The organism is Arcticibacterium sp., from assembly GCF_055134445.1.
In genome coordinates, this window is sequence record NZ_JBSRVI010000156.1 from 1 (window position 1) to 21003 (window position 21003).

General features: G+C 36.8%; 13 protein-coding genes. 7 read left to right on the top strand and 6 right to left on the bottom strand.

From position 1 onward, the window contains the following. Positions 1–227: 227 nt before the first annotated feature. The 3 genes from ACTBZY_RS19940 to ACTBZY_RS19950 form a co-directional block, all read right to left on the bottom strand. Positions 228–1025 (bottom strand): phytanoyl-CoA dioxygenase family protein, encoded by a 798-nt coding sequence (locus ACTBZY_RS19940; protein ID WP_463048134.1) that lies wholly within the window; start codon positions 1023–1025, stop codon positions 228–230. A gap of 73 nt (positions 1026–1098) precedes the next feature. Continuing rightward, positions 1099–3015 (bottom strand): helix-turn-helix domain-containing protein, encoded by a 1917-nt coding sequence (locus tag ACTBZY_RS19945; protein ID WP_463048135.1) that lies wholly within the window; start codon positions 3013–3015, stop codon positions 1099–1101. A 2-nt stretch (positions 3016–3017) separates the two neighbouring features. Continuing rightward, positions 3018–5678, bottom strand: a complete 2661-nt coding sequence (locus tag ACTBZY_RS19950; RefSeq protein WP_463048136.1) for a DNA gyrase/topoisomerase IV subunit A — start codon at positions 5676–5678, stop codon at positions 3018–3020. 186 nt (positions 5679–5864) lie between these two features. Between ACTBZY_RS19950 and ACTBZY_RS19955 the strand changes: the two genes are divergently transcribed. Both ACTBZY_RS19955 and ACTBZY_RS19960 read left to right on the top strand, forming a co-directional pair. Then, positions 5865–7031, top strand: coding sequence for a hypothetical protein (locus ACTBZY_RS19955; RefSeq protein ID WP_463048137.1), 1167 nt, complete (start codon positions 5865–5867; stop codon positions 7029–7031). A gap of 4 nt (positions 7032–7035) precedes the next feature. Continuing rightward, on the top strand, positions 7036–7752 hold the full coding sequence (locus ACTBZY_RS19960) for a glucosamine-6-phosphate deaminase (RefSeq protein WP_463048138.1): 717 nt from the start codon (positions 7036–7038) through the stop codon (positions 7750–7752). Between the two features lie 2 nt (positions 7753–7754). On the opposite strand, the gene ACTBZY_RS19965 is transcribed toward ACTBZY_RS19960, so the two are convergent. Next, positions 7755–8339 carry a MiaE family protein gene (locus ACTBZY_RS19965; RefSeq protein WP_463048139.1) on the bottom strand — a complete coding sequence of 195 codons (585 nt, stop codon included), beginning with the start codon at positions 8337–8339 and terminating at the stop codon, positions 7755–7757. Positions 8340–8488: 149 nt separating this feature from the next. Between ACTBZY_RS19965 and ACTBZY_RS19970 the strand changes: the two genes are divergently transcribed. The 5 genes from ACTBZY_RS19970 to ACTBZY_RS19990 all read left to right on the top strand — a co-directional run bounded on the left by ACTBZY_RS19970 (position 8489) and on the right by ACTBZY_RS19990 (position 18641). Further along, complete coding sequence (locus ACTBZY_RS19970) at positions 8489–10447, top strand: sensor histidine kinase (RefSeq protein WP_463048140.1); 1959 nt, start codon at positions 8489–8491, stop codon at positions 10445–10447. Positions 10448–10449: 2 nt separating this feature from the next. Next, a complete protein-coding gene (locus ACTBZY_RS19975; protein ID WP_463048141.1) occupies positions 10450–11157 on the top strand; it encodes a LytR/AlgR family response regulator transcription factor in 708 nt (235 codons plus the stop codon). A 102-nt stretch (positions 11158–11259) separates the two neighbouring features. After that, positions 11260–13791 carry an autotransporter outer membrane beta-barrel domain-containing protein gene (locus ACTBZY_RS19980; protein WP_463048142.1) on the top strand — a complete coding sequence of 844 codons (2532 nt, stop codon included), beginning with the start codon at positions 11260–11262 and terminating at the stop codon, positions 13789–13791. Positions 13792–13885: 94 nt separating this feature from the next. Further along, a complete protein-coding gene (locus ACTBZY_RS19985; RefSeq protein WP_463048143.1) occupies positions 13886–15097 on the top strand; it encodes a hypothetical protein in 1212 nt (403 codons plus the stop codon). Positions 15098–15470: 373 nt separating this feature from the next. Next, positions 15471–18641 carry a beta strand repeat-containing protein gene (locus tag ACTBZY_RS19990; protein WP_463048144.1) on the top strand — a complete coding sequence of 1057 codons (3171 nt, stop codon included), beginning with the start codon at positions 15471–15473 and terminating at the stop codon, positions 18639–18641. Between the two features lie 317 nt (positions 18642–18958). On the opposite strand, the gene ACTBZY_RS19995 is transcribed toward ACTBZY_RS19990, so the two are convergent. After that, positions 18959–20770, bottom strand: a complete 1812-nt coding sequence (locus tag ACTBZY_RS19995) for an ATP-binding protein (protein WP_463048145.1) — start codon at positions 20768–20770, stop codon at positions 18959–18961. Continuing rightward, positions 20760–21003, bottom strand: a 244-nt coding sequence (locus tag ACTBZY_RS20000; RefSeq protein WP_463048146.1) for a response regulator transcription factor, incomplete at its 5' end; no start/stop codon positions are given. The genes ACTBZY_RS19995 and ACTBZY_RS20000, both read right to left, overlap by 11 nt.

Consider the following 21003-nt stretch of genomic DNA (forward strand, 5'->3'; position numbering starts at 1 on the left):
AATGGGTTTACGAACTGATTTGAAGCAATTTAGTTACGGTCCCGATAAAATCGGGAGATTTTCTAATGCATAAAGCTGGTTAATTTCTTTAAAATGCAAAGCTTTTTTTGATTAAAAACTAGCGGAGAAGCCTCATCATCTGAGGAGTCTATAATGGTATGCTTAGTAAAATACTGGATTTGAGCGTTATCTAGTTCCTTTTGGCATTCATGACATGCCGAAGTTTTTTAAAAAAGAACAGGATTAATAGGGCTATTAATAATTTCGCCAATTTTTACACCCGGACACCACGCCTCCCAATCTAGTTGTTGGTTTTCGTTTATGGGGGCCTTCAGTATCATGTCTTTGTCCATATAAATCACCGTCATGACGCTACGCATTTCTTGGGTGGTATTGGCTCCTGCTCTATGGAATATCCAACCACTATGAAAACTAACTTCCCCAATTTCAAAAGGCTCCGCTATTTGTTGAAAATCGCCCAAGCGAAGTTTAGAAGATATGATTTTCTCGCTGTCGTCGGAGATTTTTAGATTTCTACCATCTTGAAGTAAATGACTTTTCGCGGAAAACTCCAAAGGACCCATTTCTAAGGGCACAGCCTGAAGTGGCACCCAAGCAGTGACGGTGTGGTCTGTGGCCAAGGGCCAGTAATATTGGTCTGCGTGCCAAGGGGTAAATCCGCCTCCTGGTTCTTTAAAAAGAGCTTGGTCATGATAAAGGCGGACACCAGAAACCTGCATTAACTGCGTGGCTATATGTGCCAGTCGCTTTCCAAAAACAAATTCCTTGACTTCTACGGATGTCCTCCAGAGGTTCATCACTTGCAGAAAGGCCTTACTGTATGTGTCCCTTTCTGCCATAGGCAGGCTTTCTTTACTGAGTTGCTTAACTCTTTCAATGATGACGCCACGAAATTGGTCGAGGGTTTCGGCATTAAACACTCGTTTGAGTTTGATGTATTTATGCTCTTGATAAAAGGCAATTTGCTCTTCTGTAAGTAGATAAGGTTGGTCTATTGACTTCATATGGTACAAGGGATTGAATAATCAAGATTCTATTTCAAGGCAAGTGCGTTTATCTATGTTAGTAAGAATAAAACTAGTCTTGTAATCTTTCTTTTACTTCTTCAAAATACTCTTTCGGCGTTTGTTTCGTAATTTTTTTGAAAGACCTATTGAAGGCTGTTTTAGAATTAAAACCTACTTCATAAGCCAATGCCAAAAGCGTATAGTTTCTGAATTTGTCTTGTTCCACCAATGCTTTGAATTCTTCAATTCTATAGCCGTTTATAAGCTCAAAAAAGTTTTTACCGTAATGCTCATTGATGGCTTTTGAAAGAATATGCGACTGCGTATTTATTTGAGTTGCAAGCTCACTTAAGGTCAGTTTAGGATTCAGGAATGGCTTGTTCTCTAATATATTTTTTTCCAAATCATCAATGATAGATAAGTGATTTTCTGAAGTTCCAATTTCTTTTTTCTCCGTATTGGCCACTATTTTTTGTGATACAGTGCTTTCCAGAATGTCATCAAAAATAGAGATGGTCTGTGGTGTGGCTTTAAAGGTTTCTGGCTGATGAATCGCAAAATATCCCAAGATGTAGGTTATCATTGAGAAAGACAGCCAAATAAGGTCAATAAAATTTTCTTGGATATCTACAGTGTCGTACCTGGTGACTTTGGAGACTCCCAAAACCACAAAAAAGGAGAACCATATCAGCAAACAGATAAACTGAATGATAAGAATGGTCTTTAAGTAATTTAAGTTTTGATCATAACTGAAATTAGACTGAAATTGCTCTTGATAGTTTTGGATGGTTTTGCGAAACAGGTTCCAATAATAGGCATTCCAGAAAAAACCAACAAAGCCCGTAGCCAGAAAGATAATGACCAAAGAAGATTCCTGATTCATGATTCTGTCCAGCATCCCTTTGTCTGATTGCATTAAAAAAGGCAAGTAAACCAAGAGCTGTATTAAAAAAGGAATAAAATGAAGGTACCACCGAGAGGGCAGATACGCTATATTAAAGAGCAGTTTTCTGAGATAGAAATAGTAAATGGGTGCGTACAAGAATATGACAAAGTCAGAGAAAAAGAGCACCTTTGAAAAGGACTGGACAGCGTTCTGGTAGTTAGATAAAAGGTAAAAAAGAATACTGACTGATGAGAGTCCAATGGCAAAAAAGAGCCATTTATTAATGTCATTGTTTTTAGAATGTAAGTTAGGAATGGCTATTAAAAGTAAAACACCTTGGAAGATGGAGAATAGGAGAAGGAGGTCATAAAGTGAATAAAAACTAAATGCTCCGTGGAGGTCTTCCCAGCCTTCTACTCTAAATTCTAAACTTTCTACTTGATTGGTGTATTGCCTCTTAAATTGTCTGTTGGGTCTGGCTTTACCACTTTCTCTGCCTTCTACGGATGCCCAAGAGCCACGTGTGAACTTGAATTCGATGGCTTCAAAATCAGAATAAACTTTACATCTATAACTTCCGTCAATCGACTTTTTGAGTTTATACATTTCATCAGCTGGGTCCCAGTTGTTGAAATTTCCTGCTACGTAGATAGACGCATCTTTTGGTGTATTTTCTGGTACGGCTTTAATAATGAAGGTATAGACCACCTGCTCTTCCCAGCCCAGAATATTATTATTTAGTTCTGTCTCATCAACAGCAGACTGCTTATAAATTCTATTGGGAAGTGCTAAACCCGCTGGGGTGCCTTCTGAAGTAGCCCAGCTTCCTTGCGTAAATTTATATTCAAAGGTATTGGGAACATTTTCCAGTACTATACTATATCGTGCGGGACCAATTTTGGTCATTCTAAAATCAGGGTCTCCAGCATTCCACTCATTAAAATCGGTTGACAAATAAATGTCTCCTTTTTCAATGAGCGGCTTCACCTTTAGCTCTACGTTTATGGTGAGCTGCGAGAAGGAGAGTATGGGCAAGACCAACCAACCTATTAGGTAAGCCCAAAAATGGCTGAGGTTGATATTTGACTTAAAAAATTTCAAATTTAAAATAGTCCTAACTGTGTTTTAGAATCGTCTCCTGATGCTTTTTTCGGTTCGCGTGGTTTCACCTCTGTCTTGGTTTCTGAGTTTTTTGGCTCATCTGTAGTTTCTGAATTGGCATCGCTGCCAGAATCATTATCGTCCTCTGGTTCTTCTTCTGGCTCCTCTTTTTCTATGATTTCCGGCTCCAGCATTTTTACTTCACTTATTTTCATGAAAGGCAGTTTGTTTCCTAATGCCTTCCATCCTTTAACGCCGACTAGCTCCTCTAATTTGAATTCAACTTTTTCAATATTGGATTTACGGTCTTTTTTTACTTTTAGTTCTGCTCTAGGCAGGTCATCATAAGAAAGCCCTAGTAGTTCGGTACGGTTATGTTCTGTTAAGAACGCAAACCTCTTATCCATGGTAGAGGTTTCTATTTGGAATCTTTTGATATAGTAGATCCTACTTTCTCCATCATAGTAAATGGCAGAGACGATACCTTTGTCTTCAAACTTTTTCACCATCCATACCGACCTAGAGTCGTAATGGTTGGTGAGTTCAAAATTGGTGAGTTCGTACTCGCCAGTTTTATAAAGCACCAAGATTTTGTCATCGGCCTCAAAGTTTCCAATATAGTCGCCGTGTTCGTCTTTATTGAGACGCCCAAGGTTTGGTGTATACCAGATATCCACACCTCCTAAGGTAGATTTTCCAGAAGATTTCAGTGTAACCTTTCTTACAGGATATTTTGTGACCACATTTCCTTGAGAAGAACGTCCTTTGATGAGTAGATCGGTGAAATCATATTCAAACTGCTTTTTCTTCGCCGTACAAGATGCCGTTAGGTTGATGGTAATGGTTTCGGCCTCACCATTTTCATTATCGCTGAAATAAAGAATCTTGGATTTTGGGTTTCCTTTGGTAACATGGTATTCCTTATCTCTGGTGATACTGGTAATGTTAAATCTTTTGGCGTACGTGTTGCCTGTTTTGCCATCCAGATAAATGGCGTTGTATATTCTGCGTTCGTCATCTTTTCTCCAAACCGAGCAATGGATAATGTCTTTGCCTACAAAGTTCTTATCCGATATTTTGGAAATACTATAGGTTCCGTCTTTTTTAAAGGCAATGATATCGTCGATATCGGAGCAGTCCATTAGAAATTCTTCCTTCTTAATGCCGTAACCAATAAAGCCATTAACTCTGTCTACATAAAGTTTCTGATTATTGGCAGCCACTACTGTGGCTTTCACTTCTTGGAATTCAAGGAGTTCAGTTCTTCTTTCTCTGCCTGCACCGTATTTTTTGATAAGATTATCAAAAAAGTCAATGGCGTATTCCACTAGGTTTTCAAGATGGTGATTCACCTCTTTTAAACTTTCTAGCAGCCTCGTCATAAGTTCGTCGGCTTTGAAGGAGTCAAACTTGGAAATTCTTTTGATTCTTATTTCTGTCAGTCGCAGAATATCTTCTCTTCCTATCTCTCTATAAAAATCTTTTTTATAAGGTTCTAAACCTTGGTCAATGGATTCAATAACCGCCTCAAAAGTCTCACATTCTTCAATGTCTCTATAGATCCTGTTTTCAATAAATATTTTCTCTAGAGAGCTATAAAGCAATTTTTCCATCAGCTCAAACTTCTTAATCTCCAGCTCTCTTTTGAGTAGATGGACCGTTTGGTCTGTGGAATCTCTAAGGATGTCTGAAATGCTGACAAAGTGAGGCTTGTCATCTCTAATAACTACCGCATTAGGAGAAATGGAAGTTTCGCAAGAAGTAAATGCATAAAGTGCATCTATAGTGATGTCTGGAGAAGTATTAGGAGCCAAATGTATTATGATCTCTACATCTCTAGCCGTGTTATCTTCTACTTTCTTAACCTTTATTTTTCCTCTGTCATTCGCTTTTATAATAGAGTCTATTAGTCCACCAGTGGTTGTTCCGTAAGGTATTTCACTGATTTTCAGGGTCTTTTTGTCAACCTCGTGGATACGAGCTCTTACTTTTACTCTACCGCCTCTGGCACCATCATTATATTCTCTGGCATCCAAAATACCTCCAGTTAAGAAATCTGGATAAATTTGAAATTTCTGACCTTTAAGGTGTTTAATACAGGCATGACAAATCTCAATAAAGTTATGAGGCATCAGCTTCGTAGAAAGCCCTACCGCAATTCCCTCAACACCCATTTCTAAAAGCAGCGGAAATTTAGAAGGCAATGTTACCGGCTCACGCTTTCGTCCGTCATAAGACATTTGCCACTCTGTGGTGTCTTCATTAAAAAGAACCTCATTGGCAAATTTTGAAAGCCTTACTTCTATATATCTTGGTGCGGCAGCACTATCTCCCGTACGAACATCCCCCCAGTTTCCCTGGATATCCAGTAAAAGTTCTTTTTGACCAATGGTCACCATGGCATCTCCAATGGAGGCATCACCGTGTGGGTGAAACTGCATAGTGGCACCTATTACGTTGGCCACTTTGTTAAAACGGCCATCGTCCATTTCTTTTAAGGCGTGCATTAACCTTCTCTGCACAGGCTTTAGGCCATCTTCAGATGCGGGTACGGCCCTTTCTAAAATTACATAGGAGGCATATTCAAGGAAGTAATCCTCAAACATGTCATCTAATACTTCATCTTGCTGGGTTGGATCGTAAACTTGGTTTTTGTCGCTCATTGGGGATAGAAATGCTACACTTTTAAGGGTATCTGCAAAAATAAAGAAATGTTGGTCAATTTAAGTTTGTGAGCTAATGAATGCAAAAAAAACTATTAGGAAAGGTCTATAATTGGAGATGTTTAGATGTTTTACTAAATATATTAACATCATGAAGTGCTTTTGGATTTAGTATTTTCGCATTAAATGAAAAAAAGAGACGCAACATACATCACTGTTTGTATTCCGGCCTATAAAGAGCTACAACTTTTAGAGATGTTAAATTCTTTAGCGGTCTGCATGGTGGATGGTTTGATTGTTAAGGTTTTGATATTTATCAATGCTGCTGAAAATGAGGTCACTGAAGTGAAAATGTTGAGTGAAAAGGTTTTTATTGTCACGAAGGAATGGATTGCGGCTTATGATGGAAATATATCTTTTGAATGTTTTATAGATCAGGAATTACCCCCAAAACATGCAGGTGTGGGTTTGGCGAGAAGAGTATTAGGAGATAAAGCGGCGACAGATTTTAAATCAAAAAATATAAATGGTGTTATAGTTTATCTAGATGCCGACTGCACGGTGGAGCGGAATTACCTCCAAGCCATCTCTCATTTTTTTGGTAGCACAAATTTTAATGCCGCTGCTATTCATTTTGAGCATCCTATTGAAGATGAAATTCGGGATAAGGCCATCATAGAATATGAGCTTCATCTAAGATACTATATTTTAATGCAGCGTTTTTTAGCCCTGCCATTTGCCATTCATACGGTTGGCTCTAGTATGGCTTGTTTGAGTGATGCTTATCTGAAAAAGGGTGGTATGAACAAACGAAAGGCGGGAGAAGATTTCTATTTTTTACAGAAGTTTATCAAGGACGACGAGTGTGGTCATATCCATAATACCACGGTTTACCCATCTGGTAGGATTTCAGAAAGGGTGCCTTTTGGTACAGGTAGAGCCATGCTCAAATATGAGGAAGAAGGATTTGAATGGCAAACGTATAATCCGGAAGCTTTTTTGATTCTAAAGCCTTTTTTGGATAAAAAAGTAAGATTTTACGATTTTGAAATAGATTTCTCGGGAATTCATGAAGGGTTAAAGGCTTACTTGGAATCTATCAATGCCAAAGAAAAAATAGCATTGATTAAGGGAAATGTGGCATCTTTTGAGGCTTTTGAAAAGCGTTTCTTTCAGTTTTTTGATGCCTTCCAATTAATGAAATACCTGCATTTTATGCGAGATGAATACGGTGTGAATGATGTACCTATTACTGAAGGTGTAGCTTGGTATTTCGAAAAAGTTATAGGTTCTAAATTAGAAAGTGATTTGAGTATTGTACTTTCAAAGATTAGAGAAATCGATAATAAATAAGCGTATGGAAATTAGAAAATTTAAAAATGCCGAAGAGCTTTCTTTGGCGGTCGCCAATTATATCATTGCGTTGATAAAAGAGAAGCCAGATGCCACTATGGTGCTTACTTCTGGTGATACTCCAAAACGAGCCTATAAATTGATTTCTGAAATCGGTGCGTCTGTAGACTTTTCTAAATGCATGATTATAGGATTAGACGAATGGGTAGGCGTAGGGCCAGAAAGTGAAGGGAGCTGTAGGTATATCGTGGAAGAAAACCTTCTAAAACCACTTCATGTTTCTGAAGAGAACTACACTTTCTTTGATTCGTTAAATCCTGATTTAACATCTGAATGTCAACGTGTAGATAAGTTGATTTCAGAAAGAGGAGGTTTAGATTTAATGTTGGTGGGTATCGGGCTAAACGGGCACATTGGTTTAAATGAACCAGGCTATGACTTTCATCATTATTGTCATGTGACCGATTTGGCTCAAATGACGACGGATGTAGGTCAAAAATACTTTGATTCGGAAACAGCTTTGTCAAAAGGAATTACCGTAGGTCTAAAGCATTTGCTGGAAGCCAAAACCGCCATGGTAATAGCTTCTGGAGAAAAGAAAGCGGGAATTATACAGACCACAGTTACAGCGGAGGTTTCTTCCGAAATACCTTCCACGGTTTTTCAATTACACCCAAACGGACTTATTTGGGTAGATAACGCAGCTGGGAATAAAGTTTAGAATTAATGCAAAGCCGCTCTAATGGGTAAGTTTTTCACCACCTCGCATTCTTGATCAACCCAATAAGCTAGTCGGCTGTAAACCTTCTCTTCAGAGAAATAGTTAAGAGCCATTTTGACAAAAGTATGCCCATGTTTGGCCTCAGACACCCACAGTGTTTTATAAAATTTCGCTATTTCAGGGTCTGGGTGAGCATCTGCCACCATTTTAAAGCGTTCCCCACCGCGAGTTTCAAAGACAGATGCAATAAGAAGGCCATCTAAAAAACGTCCTTCTACATCGCTGTATCTAAGTTTCATAAGAGCCTTTATATAAGGGTCATCTGCTATGCTATGTTGGAGCTGTACGCCTCTAGCTTCCATTAATTTATATACGGCCTCAAAATGTTGAAGTTCCTCTATTCCTGTGGCTATTAGTTCCGGAAGTATCTCAGTTCTATTTGGATATTTGGCCACAAAACTCATGTTCATGGCAGAAGCTTTACGCTCGCAGTCGGCATGGTCTTGTAAAAAACTATTAAAATCAGCCATCACGGCATTTAACCACGCTTGGCTGCTAGCCCCTTTTATATCCAGATTTAATTTCATGTGGCGAAGGTAAAATAGAAATCAGTAAAACTCAATGATTTGGAGCTTTGGCTGTACGTTAAATAAAAAGATTGCCCAGAAATGGACTTTTGGTTGCAGGTTATCCTTTTAACGTTGAAGATGTTAGCCGATATTAATACTTTTATTACATGGTGTCTAAGTTTTATAGCTTACTTGTCGTAGTTGCTTTCTTTTTTCCAAGAGAAGGGAATTCACAGCAGATTCCACCGATAGAAATTTGCGAGCAATGTTTAAAGGAGGTTTTTGAGAATACTTTTAAAGCCACTAAAGAAGCACTTCCTCCTAGCCATTTAGATTCTGTCAGTTTTACGCTTAGAATATTTTGTAAGGAATCTCATAACGGACTTTTGTATGTTGGAGATAGTGAATACATCTCTGTTATTAATGGTGTAGATACACTTAAGGCTGGAAAATTCAGACCAAAGAGTGAACTGGAATCACCTTTTTCGAGGTATCTGATTCCGGTGGCTTTGTCAAAAGGAGATAATGATTTTGAGATTAAGATGTCTCAGAATGATGGAAAGCATTTTACCGTAAAACCCAAATTGATTTTAGGAGCCGACATTGAAGACGCCGTTTCGCTTTATTATCTTCAAAATGAGCATGCACGCATTGTAAACATTGTTAGTGTTTTACTAATCGCCTTACTCTTCATATTTTCAGTTTATCAATACACCCTTCATCGGTCAAAGATTTACAGGGTGTATGGTTGCTATTTGTTATCCATTCTGGTTTTTCTGTTTCTTTTTTCCGATGAGTATTTACAATGGCACCTTGTTCTGCCCAATAACCTGGATAAATATGGAGCCTTAAATATTATTCCACAGGGCATTGTTTATGTGCTTTATATGGAGTTTGGTTTAACCTTGTTAGAGATAAGAAGGAGGGATAAATGGCTATTTAAAATTAGCAGAGTTTTTCAAGGCCTTACTTTACTACTCACCTTTTCTCACGCTTCTTACTTGATTTTTTCTGGAGGAGATCAAGATTTTATTTTTAAGCATTTCTATAAGGTCTATTTGGTGCTTTCCGTGCTTTCTACCTACATCACTTTTTACGTTATTTTTAAAATTAAGGACTCTTTAAAGTGGTTTTTGATATTAGGTGGCTTGATAATAGGCTTTGCCGTGGCCAATGAAATCGTGAATGTATTTGTGAAAGGAATACCAAAAGCCAGGGATTTTTATTTTACTCTGCCAAATGGCTTATTGCATTTTAGTTTCTTGGAGATAAGTTACGTGATTGAAAGTTTAATCTTTTTAATGGGTATTAACTCAGGAAACTTAAGGAAGGAAAAGGAGAATATTGCATTGAAGGAAACGCTGATTATCCAATTACAAGAAAAGGAAAGCTTAGAGAAAGAGGTGAATGAGTTACTTCAGGACAAATTAATGGCTAGCCAAAGTAAACTGGAGTTGGAAAAAATGACGACTGAAAATGAGCGGAATAAATCACAGTTGATGCAGTCACAGTTGAGCTCTTTGCAGCTCCAGATGAATCCTCATTATTTGTTTAATTCGTTAAATTCTATCAATGATTTTATCATTTCAAAAAAGCCCGAAGAGGCGTCGGAGTACCTAGCACTTTATGCCAGAATGATGCGTAATATTTTAAGAAATTCAGAAAAGACCTTCAATTCCTTAGAACAAGAATTACAGTTTTCTGAAGACTATCTTAAATTAGAGTCTTTGCGTTTTGAAGGTCGTTTTGAATATGTTATCATTCGGCCTGAAAATCTCGCAGTTTTGGAGAATAGATTGCCCGGGATGATGCTACAACCCATCCTGGAAAATGCCGTTTGGCATGGCATCATGCCACTTAAAAGAAAAGGAAAGATTGTGCTAGATGCCAGTCAAAGTTCCACAAATGAAGTGGTCATTGAGATTACGGATAATGGTAATGGTATTCTTAGCTTAGAAGATGAGCCGCTAAAGGAGTCTTACGGACTGAAAAACATTAAGAATAAAATTGATTTGCTTTATAAGTTGTACCCAAAGGAAATCAGCTTTGAAATGACTAATTTAGAAAACCAACCAGGACTAAAAGTGCGGTTTATTTTTCCCGAAATGGAACTGAAATCTAGTTAGGAATGAAATATACAGTCATTATAGTAGACGATGAAGCACATGCCATACGGACTTTAACAGCTCAACTTAGCTGGACTAAACTACCCTTAGAGGTTATTGGGTCTGCTAATTCTGTGGAAGAGGCCGAGGCACTACTTTATGCTTCTAAACCAGATTTTATTTTTCTGGATATTAAGATGCCTGGGAAAACAGGGTTTGAGCTTTTTCCCATCATAGACGAATCTGTAACGGAAGCTATTTTTGTAACGGCTCACGACGAGTTTGCCTTAAAGGCTTATCAGCATCATGCATCGGGGTATTTAATGAAACCTGTGAGTACTTTGGAATTGAAATCTTTGCTACAAAAATTAATAGACAGACGAGGTAAATTGGCAGGAAATAATCAAGATTTGGTGTTGGAGGAAAAGAGTGGCGTGGTAAGGTTGCCCATAAAAAGCATAGTTTATATTTCTGCAGAGTCCGGTTATACTATCCTTCATTTTGATAACGGGATAGAAAGAACCGTTTCTAAACTGTTAAAGGAATTGGAGGAGATTTTAGTAAGCAGAAACTTTCTAAGATGTCATAATAAATATCTGGTGAATATGGGGCATGTAAATGAGTTGAAAAAGGCCAGAAATTCAGTTTTGAAACTGTCTAATGGATTTCAATTGCCTGTAAGCAGAGCAAAGAAATCTGTTATTTATAGTGCCTTTGAATTGCTCCGTTAAATGGAAACCAGTACCAATCATTTCATTTAATGTACCGTTTATCTTTTTAGATTTAATGTACTGCCTATTAAGAACGAAATTTCTATCAAAGTAAAATTTGTTATGAAATCAATTCTAACTATCAGTTTCTTCTTCTTGACTTTAGTTGGTTATTCACAAACCGTCACGTGGGATGGAAGTGCTGGTGATGGAAAATGGCACAACCCATTAAACTGGGACACAGACCAGCTTCCTTGTAATACCTGTACGGCAATTATTTCAAACGCTACGGTATCGATTTCTGCAAGCGATACTATTGGACAACTGATTTTAGAATCAGGTACATTATTTACCGTAAATGCTACCGCTACTTTAAGCGTTTTTGGTGGGGTTTTGTCCGTTAATAATTCCTTGGTAACAAATTATGGTCAAATATTGTCTCGCGATTATTCTATCAATGGAATATCGGTGACTTATAATGGTGTCTTTAACAATTATAATTCTATCCAGATTCTGGGCTCTACAACTTCTCCTAACGAAGAAGGGATAAGCTTATCGGATGGAAGTTTTTTTAATCGAATCGGATCGAATTTGATTATTTCTGGTCAAGGGGGTTATGGTGTTTATATGGACAATGCTTCAAGTTTCGATAATAGTGGAGAAATATCATTAGGGTATTGTGATGGCGGAGGAATAGTGAATTATGGCAGTTTTGACAATTTCTCGAGTGGTCTCATTCAAATGAGTTTTATTAGGGATCGGGGCATTTATAATGACGACGAATTTAATAATTACGGCGTGTTAAATATTCTTGATATGGTCCCAAGTTTAAGTGGAGACAAAAATGGTATAGGCTTGATAAATGAAGGCGTTTTTACAAATTCTTTGGGAGCAATTTTGCGAATTACCAATTCCATAGGATTTGGTATCAATTCATTTCAGGATATCACGAATGGTGGTTTAATAGCGTTAAAAGGGAATTTCATAAATGACATAAATGAGTCTTTAGCCCTTAAAATGAGCGGCAACTTAATAAACACAGGCTCTATAGAAATTTCAGAAATAGATCTGGAAGGCGTTTTAGTCACAGCGGTTTCAGTAGGGATTACTAATTCGGGTTTGATCAATATAAAAAATGTGGGCAGTAAAGGAATTAGAAGCTATTCGAAAATCTCCAATAGTGGAGAAATTACGGTGGATAGTTCAGGTACAAATGGCATTCATTTATATGATACCTTAAGTAATTCGGGTTCTGTAAATGTTTTTCATTCTGCTTTCGAGAGTGTCATTGTAGATCGTGCTTTTTTAGAAAACTTGTCAGACGGTTTTATTCATGTCAATCATAGTGGTTTTAGTGGGCTTACATTGATTCGTTCTGCAGATTTTCAAAATTCAGGTTTTTTGAGGATAGATACATCAGCCACCTACGGTATATATATCTATGCTACTAGTGAGCTAAAGCTGTCTCCTGACGCCAATATCATTATCAATTTTGCTGCACATGGAGGAATAAGGAACCTTGGTTCTTTCCATAATAATGACGGTTCTGTTACGATAAGCAACTTGGCACCAGGGGTTTCCTTTTGTGACGGTTTTAATAATGGAGGTACATTATATAATAATGGTCTGTTAAATATTTCCGATACCCCTAGATATGGTATTCACAATTCTTCTGGAAGTGGCAACATAGAGAATTACTATAAAATTCAAATTAGCAACGCGAGTGAAGAAGGTGTTTATTATTCATTTGGAACAATGACAAATAATGGGACTTTAACCATTGAAAACTGTTCTAGTGGTTTAACAGTCAAACAAAATCTTCTATTCGAAAATAATGGAACACTAGAAGTCATGAATTGCCCTGGGATATTAATTGATAACTATGGATCTATAATTAATTCGAAAAATATATTTTTATCGCAAACCTCCAGCTTCGGGCTAAGAAATCGCTCCTATTTCGGGAGTTTATTAACCAATAAAACTTCAGCAAAACTCACCATAAATGCTCAAATAAAAAATGAAGGAGACATTACGAATGATGGACTATTAATTCAGGATTTTACAGGAGTCAATGACTTATTGAGTCCGTTGAATAATATCGGTGTTTTTGTAGATATTAAAGATATTCAAAGCCCAAGTGTGAATTTTATAAACAGTGGTTTGTTATTAAAACCCTTAAAAGGCAAAGTTTCTAGTGGTATTAAAGAAATGAATCTTGTTCAAAGAACTGGGGTAACCACATTCTTGCCACAGAATACCTGGTATATAAACCCTCAAATAACAGTTACGGGTGGTACATTCTCTTCTTTAGACAATTCGTTCTTGCCCAATGCTAACTCCCCATACGCAGACACACTCTACTTCAATGTTGTAAATAATTCAATTATACGTTCTGTCAAATTGCCCATTATAAAAATACCTACTTGTTCCAGTAACCCTACGGCCACATTTACACAGGCTGTTTCCACAGACTGGCATATTGCCGAAAACTGGGATACTGGTATAGTGCCTGATTATTGTACTGTCGCTATCATTCCTAATACCAAAAAAAGCGTGATTACTACAGGGAGAAAGGCGAGAGCATATCGGATTTTGAGTGATACGGGCTCTGTTTTTGATGCGGAGCTTGGGGTGGTTTTGGAGGTGGAGAATTGACCATAAAATGAAAATTGAAGTCGCTGTGAATTATGTGGGAAGGTTGTTTTTTGAATCTCTATTCTGTTTTGAATAATATAAAATGATAACTAAAATGAAAAAAAGCTATCCTTTTTTTGTTGTCTTATTAAGTATTAATTACGCCGCTTTTGCACAAAGTATTACACTAACTCCAGCAGGTAATAGTGTTCATGTGGGAGACCGCCCAGAAATATTATTAAAGGCATTTAATATACCTACGCTCACAGGTATCCGGTCAATAAGTTCTAATGAAAGCCCTTCGGCCTTATTAAACGATTATACCATGCTTAGGGTAAATGGTCGTGGCTTTGATGGAACCTCTTTTTCGAATGATGCCGCTAGAATCAGATTAGCAACTACAGAAAATTGGAATAGCACTTCACATGGTTCAGCTTTGATGTTTGAAACTACACCAAACGGTAATACTGATTTGTTAGAGCGAATGAGGATTAACCAAAACGGCAGGATTGGAATTGGTATCACTTCACCTCTCTTTAAATTACATCTTAAAGACGGGAATTTTGCCGTGGAGAATGACTTACCTTATCTATACTTAAAAACCACCGGAGTACCTGGAGCAGGTAATGCAGGCATTATTTTCATGAACAGTCTAAGTCAAGCTCAAGCTGTCATTAGATATGATCATGGTCAAGAGGTATTACGCGTGATGAATGGCTCCTCAGCCGCTGATGGTATTAGTGTAACCAAAAATGCCTCTTCAAGTAATATGGTTGGGATTGGCACTTTAGTTCCTGCGGGAAAATTACACATTACCTCCAACAGTTCTACCTCCGAACCACAACTAGTAATTGAAGAGAGTACAAGTTTGGATTACGGTAGAATTAATTTTAATAATACCAATTCAGGAGCAACATGGGCATTAGCGGGGAGAACGGATGATAACGTAGCTAATATGCGATTCAATATTTATAATTCAGTATTTGGGAATGTAGCTTCTTTTTACGGAAGTGGTAACGCTCAGTTAGCGGGGTTTACCCAGTTGGGTAGCTCTGCTCCTAAAATAAAAATGGTAAAGTTAACAGGAATTACAGACGATGTAAACTATTCCGAAATACCCCATGGAAGTAGCCTTGGTAAAATTCTGGATGTTAGCGTATTTGTATACGTAAACGATTTTTATAAAGTACCACCTGGCAATGCTGCTAGTGCGGGTAATTTTAATAGTTATGATATTGAAATATTTACTTCATATATAAAATTAACTAGCGTTCCGGAAAATTTGCAAGGGAGGCCTTATGAAGTATTATTGACAATTGAGGAATAGGTAAAAGGAATTCTTTAAAACAGAAAAACTCTTTAAATGAGGGGCAATATGAAGGCAAATGAAGAGATAGCTCAGGATAGAAGTAAGGTATAAACTTCTATGTATTCCGGATATAGATTTTAAAATGTGTAACGCGGAGTATTTATAAGCTCAAAGAAAAAAATATTGAGAAATGAAATATTTGATATCGTTTGTATTTTCCTATGCTTAACATCGGCATTTGCTATAACAGTAATTTGGTGTGGTTTTGGAGGTAGATAATGCCCCGTAAAATAAAACTCTAGCCCTTTTGTATGGTTTTATATACCAGTTATTTCTTTCGTGAAGGGAAATTACTTTTTTATTTTGAAATTTAGGTAAATACTCAAATGTTATGAATAAATTATTCCTTGTATTGCTGCTTTGTATTATAAATTTTTCTGTTTTTAGTCAAACCGTTACTTGGACAGGAGGCAATAGAACGCATAATTGGGAAGAAGGTAAAAACTGGGATACTGGCATAATTCCATGTTCGACTTGCGATGTTCAAATTACCGACGATTCGGTATCTATCAATTCTAATCCTAGCATCAAGAGCTTGACTCTTTCCGGTTCTGCAGGTATCGCAAAACTTAATGTAAACGCCAGCCGAATTTTAAGCATAACTAACAGTACGGCACAAAGCCTTTTAATTGAGGATGGATCTGTGTGTGATGTCGATGGAGATATAAATATTACAAATTCTGGAGGAAGCGGAATAGTAATAGATGATGGGATACTCAATTTAACAGGTAACAGTTTAGTAGATAATATTGATGATTATGGTATTTACATACCGCAGGGTACACTAAACCTACACGGCAACCTTGATGTACTTAATACAGATTTAGATGGTATTAAAATAGATGCCTTGGGTCAAATGAACATCTTAAAATTACCTGCAAAAGCCTCACCAACTCTGGATATTACGGATGCCCTTGGAGACGGAATACTTTCGGCTGGTAATTTCTATTCTAATGGTGATATAAAAATTATTAATTGTGATAACGCCATTAATAATTCGGGTGTTTTCGAAACGGCCAAGAAAATCTTTATTTACACTTCTAATACAGGAATCAGAACTACCAATAGTTTTATAATATCAGGAACAGTAAATCTTATTACGTGTACTTTTGGGGTAAAAAACGAGCAGAACACTGTTGGTTTCATAAATAATGGAAGCCTCTCCATTTATGCTTCTTCGACTGGTTTAAAACACAATGGTGTCGCCGGTAAATTTACCAATGAAAGCTCTGGAATTATTTATATTAATGCCAATAGCCAAGTGGCTATGGAGGTGGAAAGTAATTTTCTGAATAAAGGCTCTATACAGATAGGTAACAAACCTACTATAGCTATCGATAATATTGCCAATTTCTCGGGATTTATTAACCAAGGTACCATTACTATTAACAATGCCACTGCTAATGCCATTAAAAATACGGGTGCTAGTAGTTCATTCTTAAATGATGTTTCTGGTATAATTACCATTGATAGTTCCAATTCAGACGGGATATACACCGAACGGAAATTTATAAATAAAGGACAATTGACCCTTAATAGTGGCATAGGTGGTTATGCTATAGAGAACTATCAAAATTCCAACGCATTTGCAAATGAGGGTCAAATTACCATTAATAATAAACAGATAAGAAATATAGGGACAGGCAGTTATTTTTATAATAAAAGTGGCGGTATGCTCACCATGGAATCTCAAGGTATCCTCTCCACAGAAATATTTAGGAATGATGGCTCCATTGTAATCAATAATGCGATTAACGGCATTGCTGGAGTAGATATAAAAGATGATTTTACAAATTATGGCGAAATCGAGATCAATAACCCTGAAATTGGAATTAAATTCAATAGATCTACGGGAGTCATTGGGGCATTGGTCAATAAATCTGGTGGTACTATAGAAATTAACAACCCAACTATTTCTGGAATGGAACTAGCCTGTGAATTAAATAACCAAGGAAGTATTTCAATTAATAGTAGTCTATCTTCGGGTCTTTTCCTTAAGAATAATGAGTTTGATTTTATGAATTCAGGAACTTTCGAGGTTTTAAATTCAGACAGAGGAATTCTTATAGATTTCACCCTTGGAGGGAATATTAATAACCTTCTAAATGGTGAAATCAATATTGTTAATAGCGGGATAGATGCCATTAAGCTTTCAAGTGGTAGGTTGACCAATGATGGAGAAATTATCATTGATGAATCCGTTGAAATAGGAATTAATAATGCAAGTGATACACTAGTAAATAATGGACATATTGATATTAGGAATTCAGGAAATTTTGGAATTAGTTCCAGTTTTATGGAGAATGGCGTATTGGGTGTCATACTTGTAGACAATAGTGATGGCTACAGTGCCATAGGGGGAAGCACCCTTATAAATAATGGTGAAATTAAAGTTACTCGTGCCAATGAAAGTTTAAGTTTTGGACGAGTAGAAAACTCAGGGAATATTATAATATATGATATGAATGGACGCGGATTAAATTACGCTATAAATTCTGGTATTTGGAATAAAGTGAGTGGTTACATTGAAATAGATACTACTCTGAGTTATGGCATTGAAACAGCAAGTGATATAAGAAATGAAGGAATTATAAAAATTAGTCATACAGGAGATTCTGGAATAAGATTAAAGCCAAATGTTTCTTTTGGCGACTCCTTACTAAATTATGGTACTATCATAATTAATAGCATCATCGGCGATGGTATTTCTTCCTCGGAATCTCCCTCTATCAAAATTATTAATTACGCAGGAGGTGCTATTAAAATAGATTCTGTGAGTATTTCGGCAATATCTAGCCCTGTAAGCTTTTTAAATGAAGCATGTGCTACTATAAACCTGGGGGGTAAAATCACGAATAATGGCACGATGACCAATAATGGTCTTGTGATACAGCGTACCACAATGATCAATGATTTCATCCAACCTTTTGTAAACAATGCTGTTTATGAAGATCATTATGGCGTTGTTCTAGAAGATGCTGATTTTCAGAACAATGGAATTTTGACCCAAAATATTACAGGCAGCCCATCTGAGAATATTGCTGAGGCAAACGTTATTAATATGTCAAGTCCTTCAAATATAGATTTGTATATAGAGAGAACATTAACTACACTGGCTGGTACATTTAATGCATCTGATGGAGGAGTAAGGTTAAATGGAATTGGTTATTTGGCAGATTCTGTATTTTTTCAAAGTTCCATAGGTGCCGGATGTTTTCATGTCGTAGCTATTCCAATTTTGAATAATCGTGATTGCAATGGACAGTATGTTTTTGCAGAGGCTAATCAGAATATAGTCACAACTACTGATTGGTTTAACCCGAACAATTGGAGTACAGGAAAAGTGCCAGATGGCTGTACCAATGTTGAGATAGACTATTATAAAACCATTATACCAAGTGGTTTTAAAGCAAGAGTACATAAACTTTATATTAAAGAGAATGGCAATAGTTTATTTGAGGTAGAAACTGGGGCTGTATTTGAGGCTGAGGTCATGGAGTAAGCATAAAATAGTAAACTGATGTTAAAAAAACAACGGCTACTTTTACTCCAGCAATTTCCACAGATTGGCATACCCCCGATTACTGGGATACGGACAGCGTTCCCGATTATTGTACTTTTGCCATCATACCAGATACTAAAAAGTGTAAAGTCATCTCTCGTCGCAAGGTGCTAGCTTATAGTATTTTAAGTGGTTCTGGTTCCATGTTTGATGCTGAACTGGGTGTGATGCTAGAGGTTGGAAATTATTTTAATTCATGTAAGCGGCTAAAAGAAGCCGCTATAAAATTCATACCTTTTTTGAATATGCAATAGACTTTAAACCAGAACCGAAAAAGTAAAACTGGAACCTTTCCCCAACTCACTTTTTACCGATATATCTCCGCCTAATTCTTCTGCTATTCGCTTTACTATGTTTAAGCCTAATCCCGAGCTTGCCTCACCAGCAGTTGGTTTGTTATCCGTAGTACTATATTTGTCAAAAAGCCACTTCACGTTTTCTTCTGAAATGCCCTTCCCATTGTCATTTATTTGGAAGTGCATTTTTCCGTTTTCCTCAAAAGTTTTGTAGAAAACTGTTTTGCCAGTGTCAGAGTACTTAATGGCATTAGAAAGTAAATTTTCCAATGCTCTAAAAAGGAGGGATTTATCGGTAAAAATGCTTTCTCTCTTCTGAAGTATTTCAGTTTTGATAGCAATGTTTTTGGAGGCAGCAATGGGTTCAAACCTTTTCAGGAGGTCTTTGGTTAAATCTGCAATGTCCGTTTGAACTATCTCTATATGTTGAAGCTCATTTTTATCAATGGTTAGGACTTTTTTTATTGTTTTCAACCCAAAATCTGTGGTTTTTAAAATCATTACTTTGGCTTCCTTTAAATCACTTTGGTTGGTCATATCAAGGCTTTCTGCCCAAAGTTTTATGGCCGTAAAGGGGCTGCTTAAGTCATGCGATACCACAGACATGAGATGATTTTTCTCCTTATTAAGTTCAGATAATTTTTGATTTTGTGCAGAAATAAGACTGTTCTTCCTTTTGTTTTTTCTTAAGGCAAATCCCACCACCGCTGATAATGCAGCTAAGGCCAATAATCCAATAAGATAGGCTACTTGTTTATTTTTTTGAAGGAGCAGTTGTGAGCTCAAAAGTTGGTTTTCTCTTTCTCTTTCTACTGCGTTATGCTGCTCCTGAAGTTCGGCTATTTTCTGATTAGTTTCTTCGTTTAGTATGCTTTCATTCAGTTTGTTACTCTCCAGTAATAATTCATAAGCTTTTTTGAAATTTTGTATATTCGCATATAAGCTTGAGAGGCTTTCATAGGTTTGCTGTTCAAAATAAACGGACTTTAGTGCTCTAGCTAAAGACAAGGCTCTCTCAAGATAAACGATGCTTTCTGTATATTTTTTTTGCCCTTCTAATGCCCCCGCTTTATTGACTAGGTTATACCATAAATCGCTTTTGTTCTCATGCTTATCCAGATAGTTTAGGTTGGCGTCAATTAGCTTTTCTGCCCGACTATAATCTTTTTGATTGATATATAGGGAGGCCATGTTAATTCTTAAATTGGCCATTCCGCTTTCATCATTTAAGCTCTGACGAATTTCAAGAGACTTATTATAAGCCATCAGTGCAGAATCTACCTTATGCTCCTTTTTGTAAATTATGCCTAAATTATTATAAAAGGTAGCTATTTTTTTTTGGTTTTCATTGCCGAGGTCTTTTCGGCCTATCGTGTTTAAAATTAAGGACTTAGATTTGGGGTTTTGGTTTGTTAAGGTATAAATATAAACAAGATCTGACACTGCCGAGAGTTCATCTGAAACACTCCTATTTTCTTTAGATTTTTGATAAAACTTAAGGTAGTTTTCGGTTGCTTCTGCTATGTTGCCACTAAAATCATGATATAGCCCAAGATACCTGTAGGAATAGGCTTCTGCTTTTGGATAATTAAGTTTCTCAGAAGCCTCCATCAGTTTTTGGGACCAAAGTAACATGGAGTCTTTTTTCGATCCGTCTGAAATGCTCCATTTGGAAATCCAATAATCCACATGAGCTCTATTATGAATTTCCTGAGCCTTAATTTGGGAAAAGGCACCTAAAAAAAGTAAAACAATGAGTAGCCTATTTTTCATCTAAAATCCCATTTGTGATAGCAAATTTTACCATTCCTACTGTATTATTTACACCGAGTTTCACAAGGATATTTCTTCTATGAGTATCCACTGTTCCGGTACTTAAATAGAGTTTTTCTCCTATTTCGGCACTGCTGTATTCTTGGCAAACTAATTTTAATATTTCATATTCTCGAGGACTTAACAAGTCAGCCAGTTTGTTATTTGGAATGGTTACTGTATTTCGCTTGGGC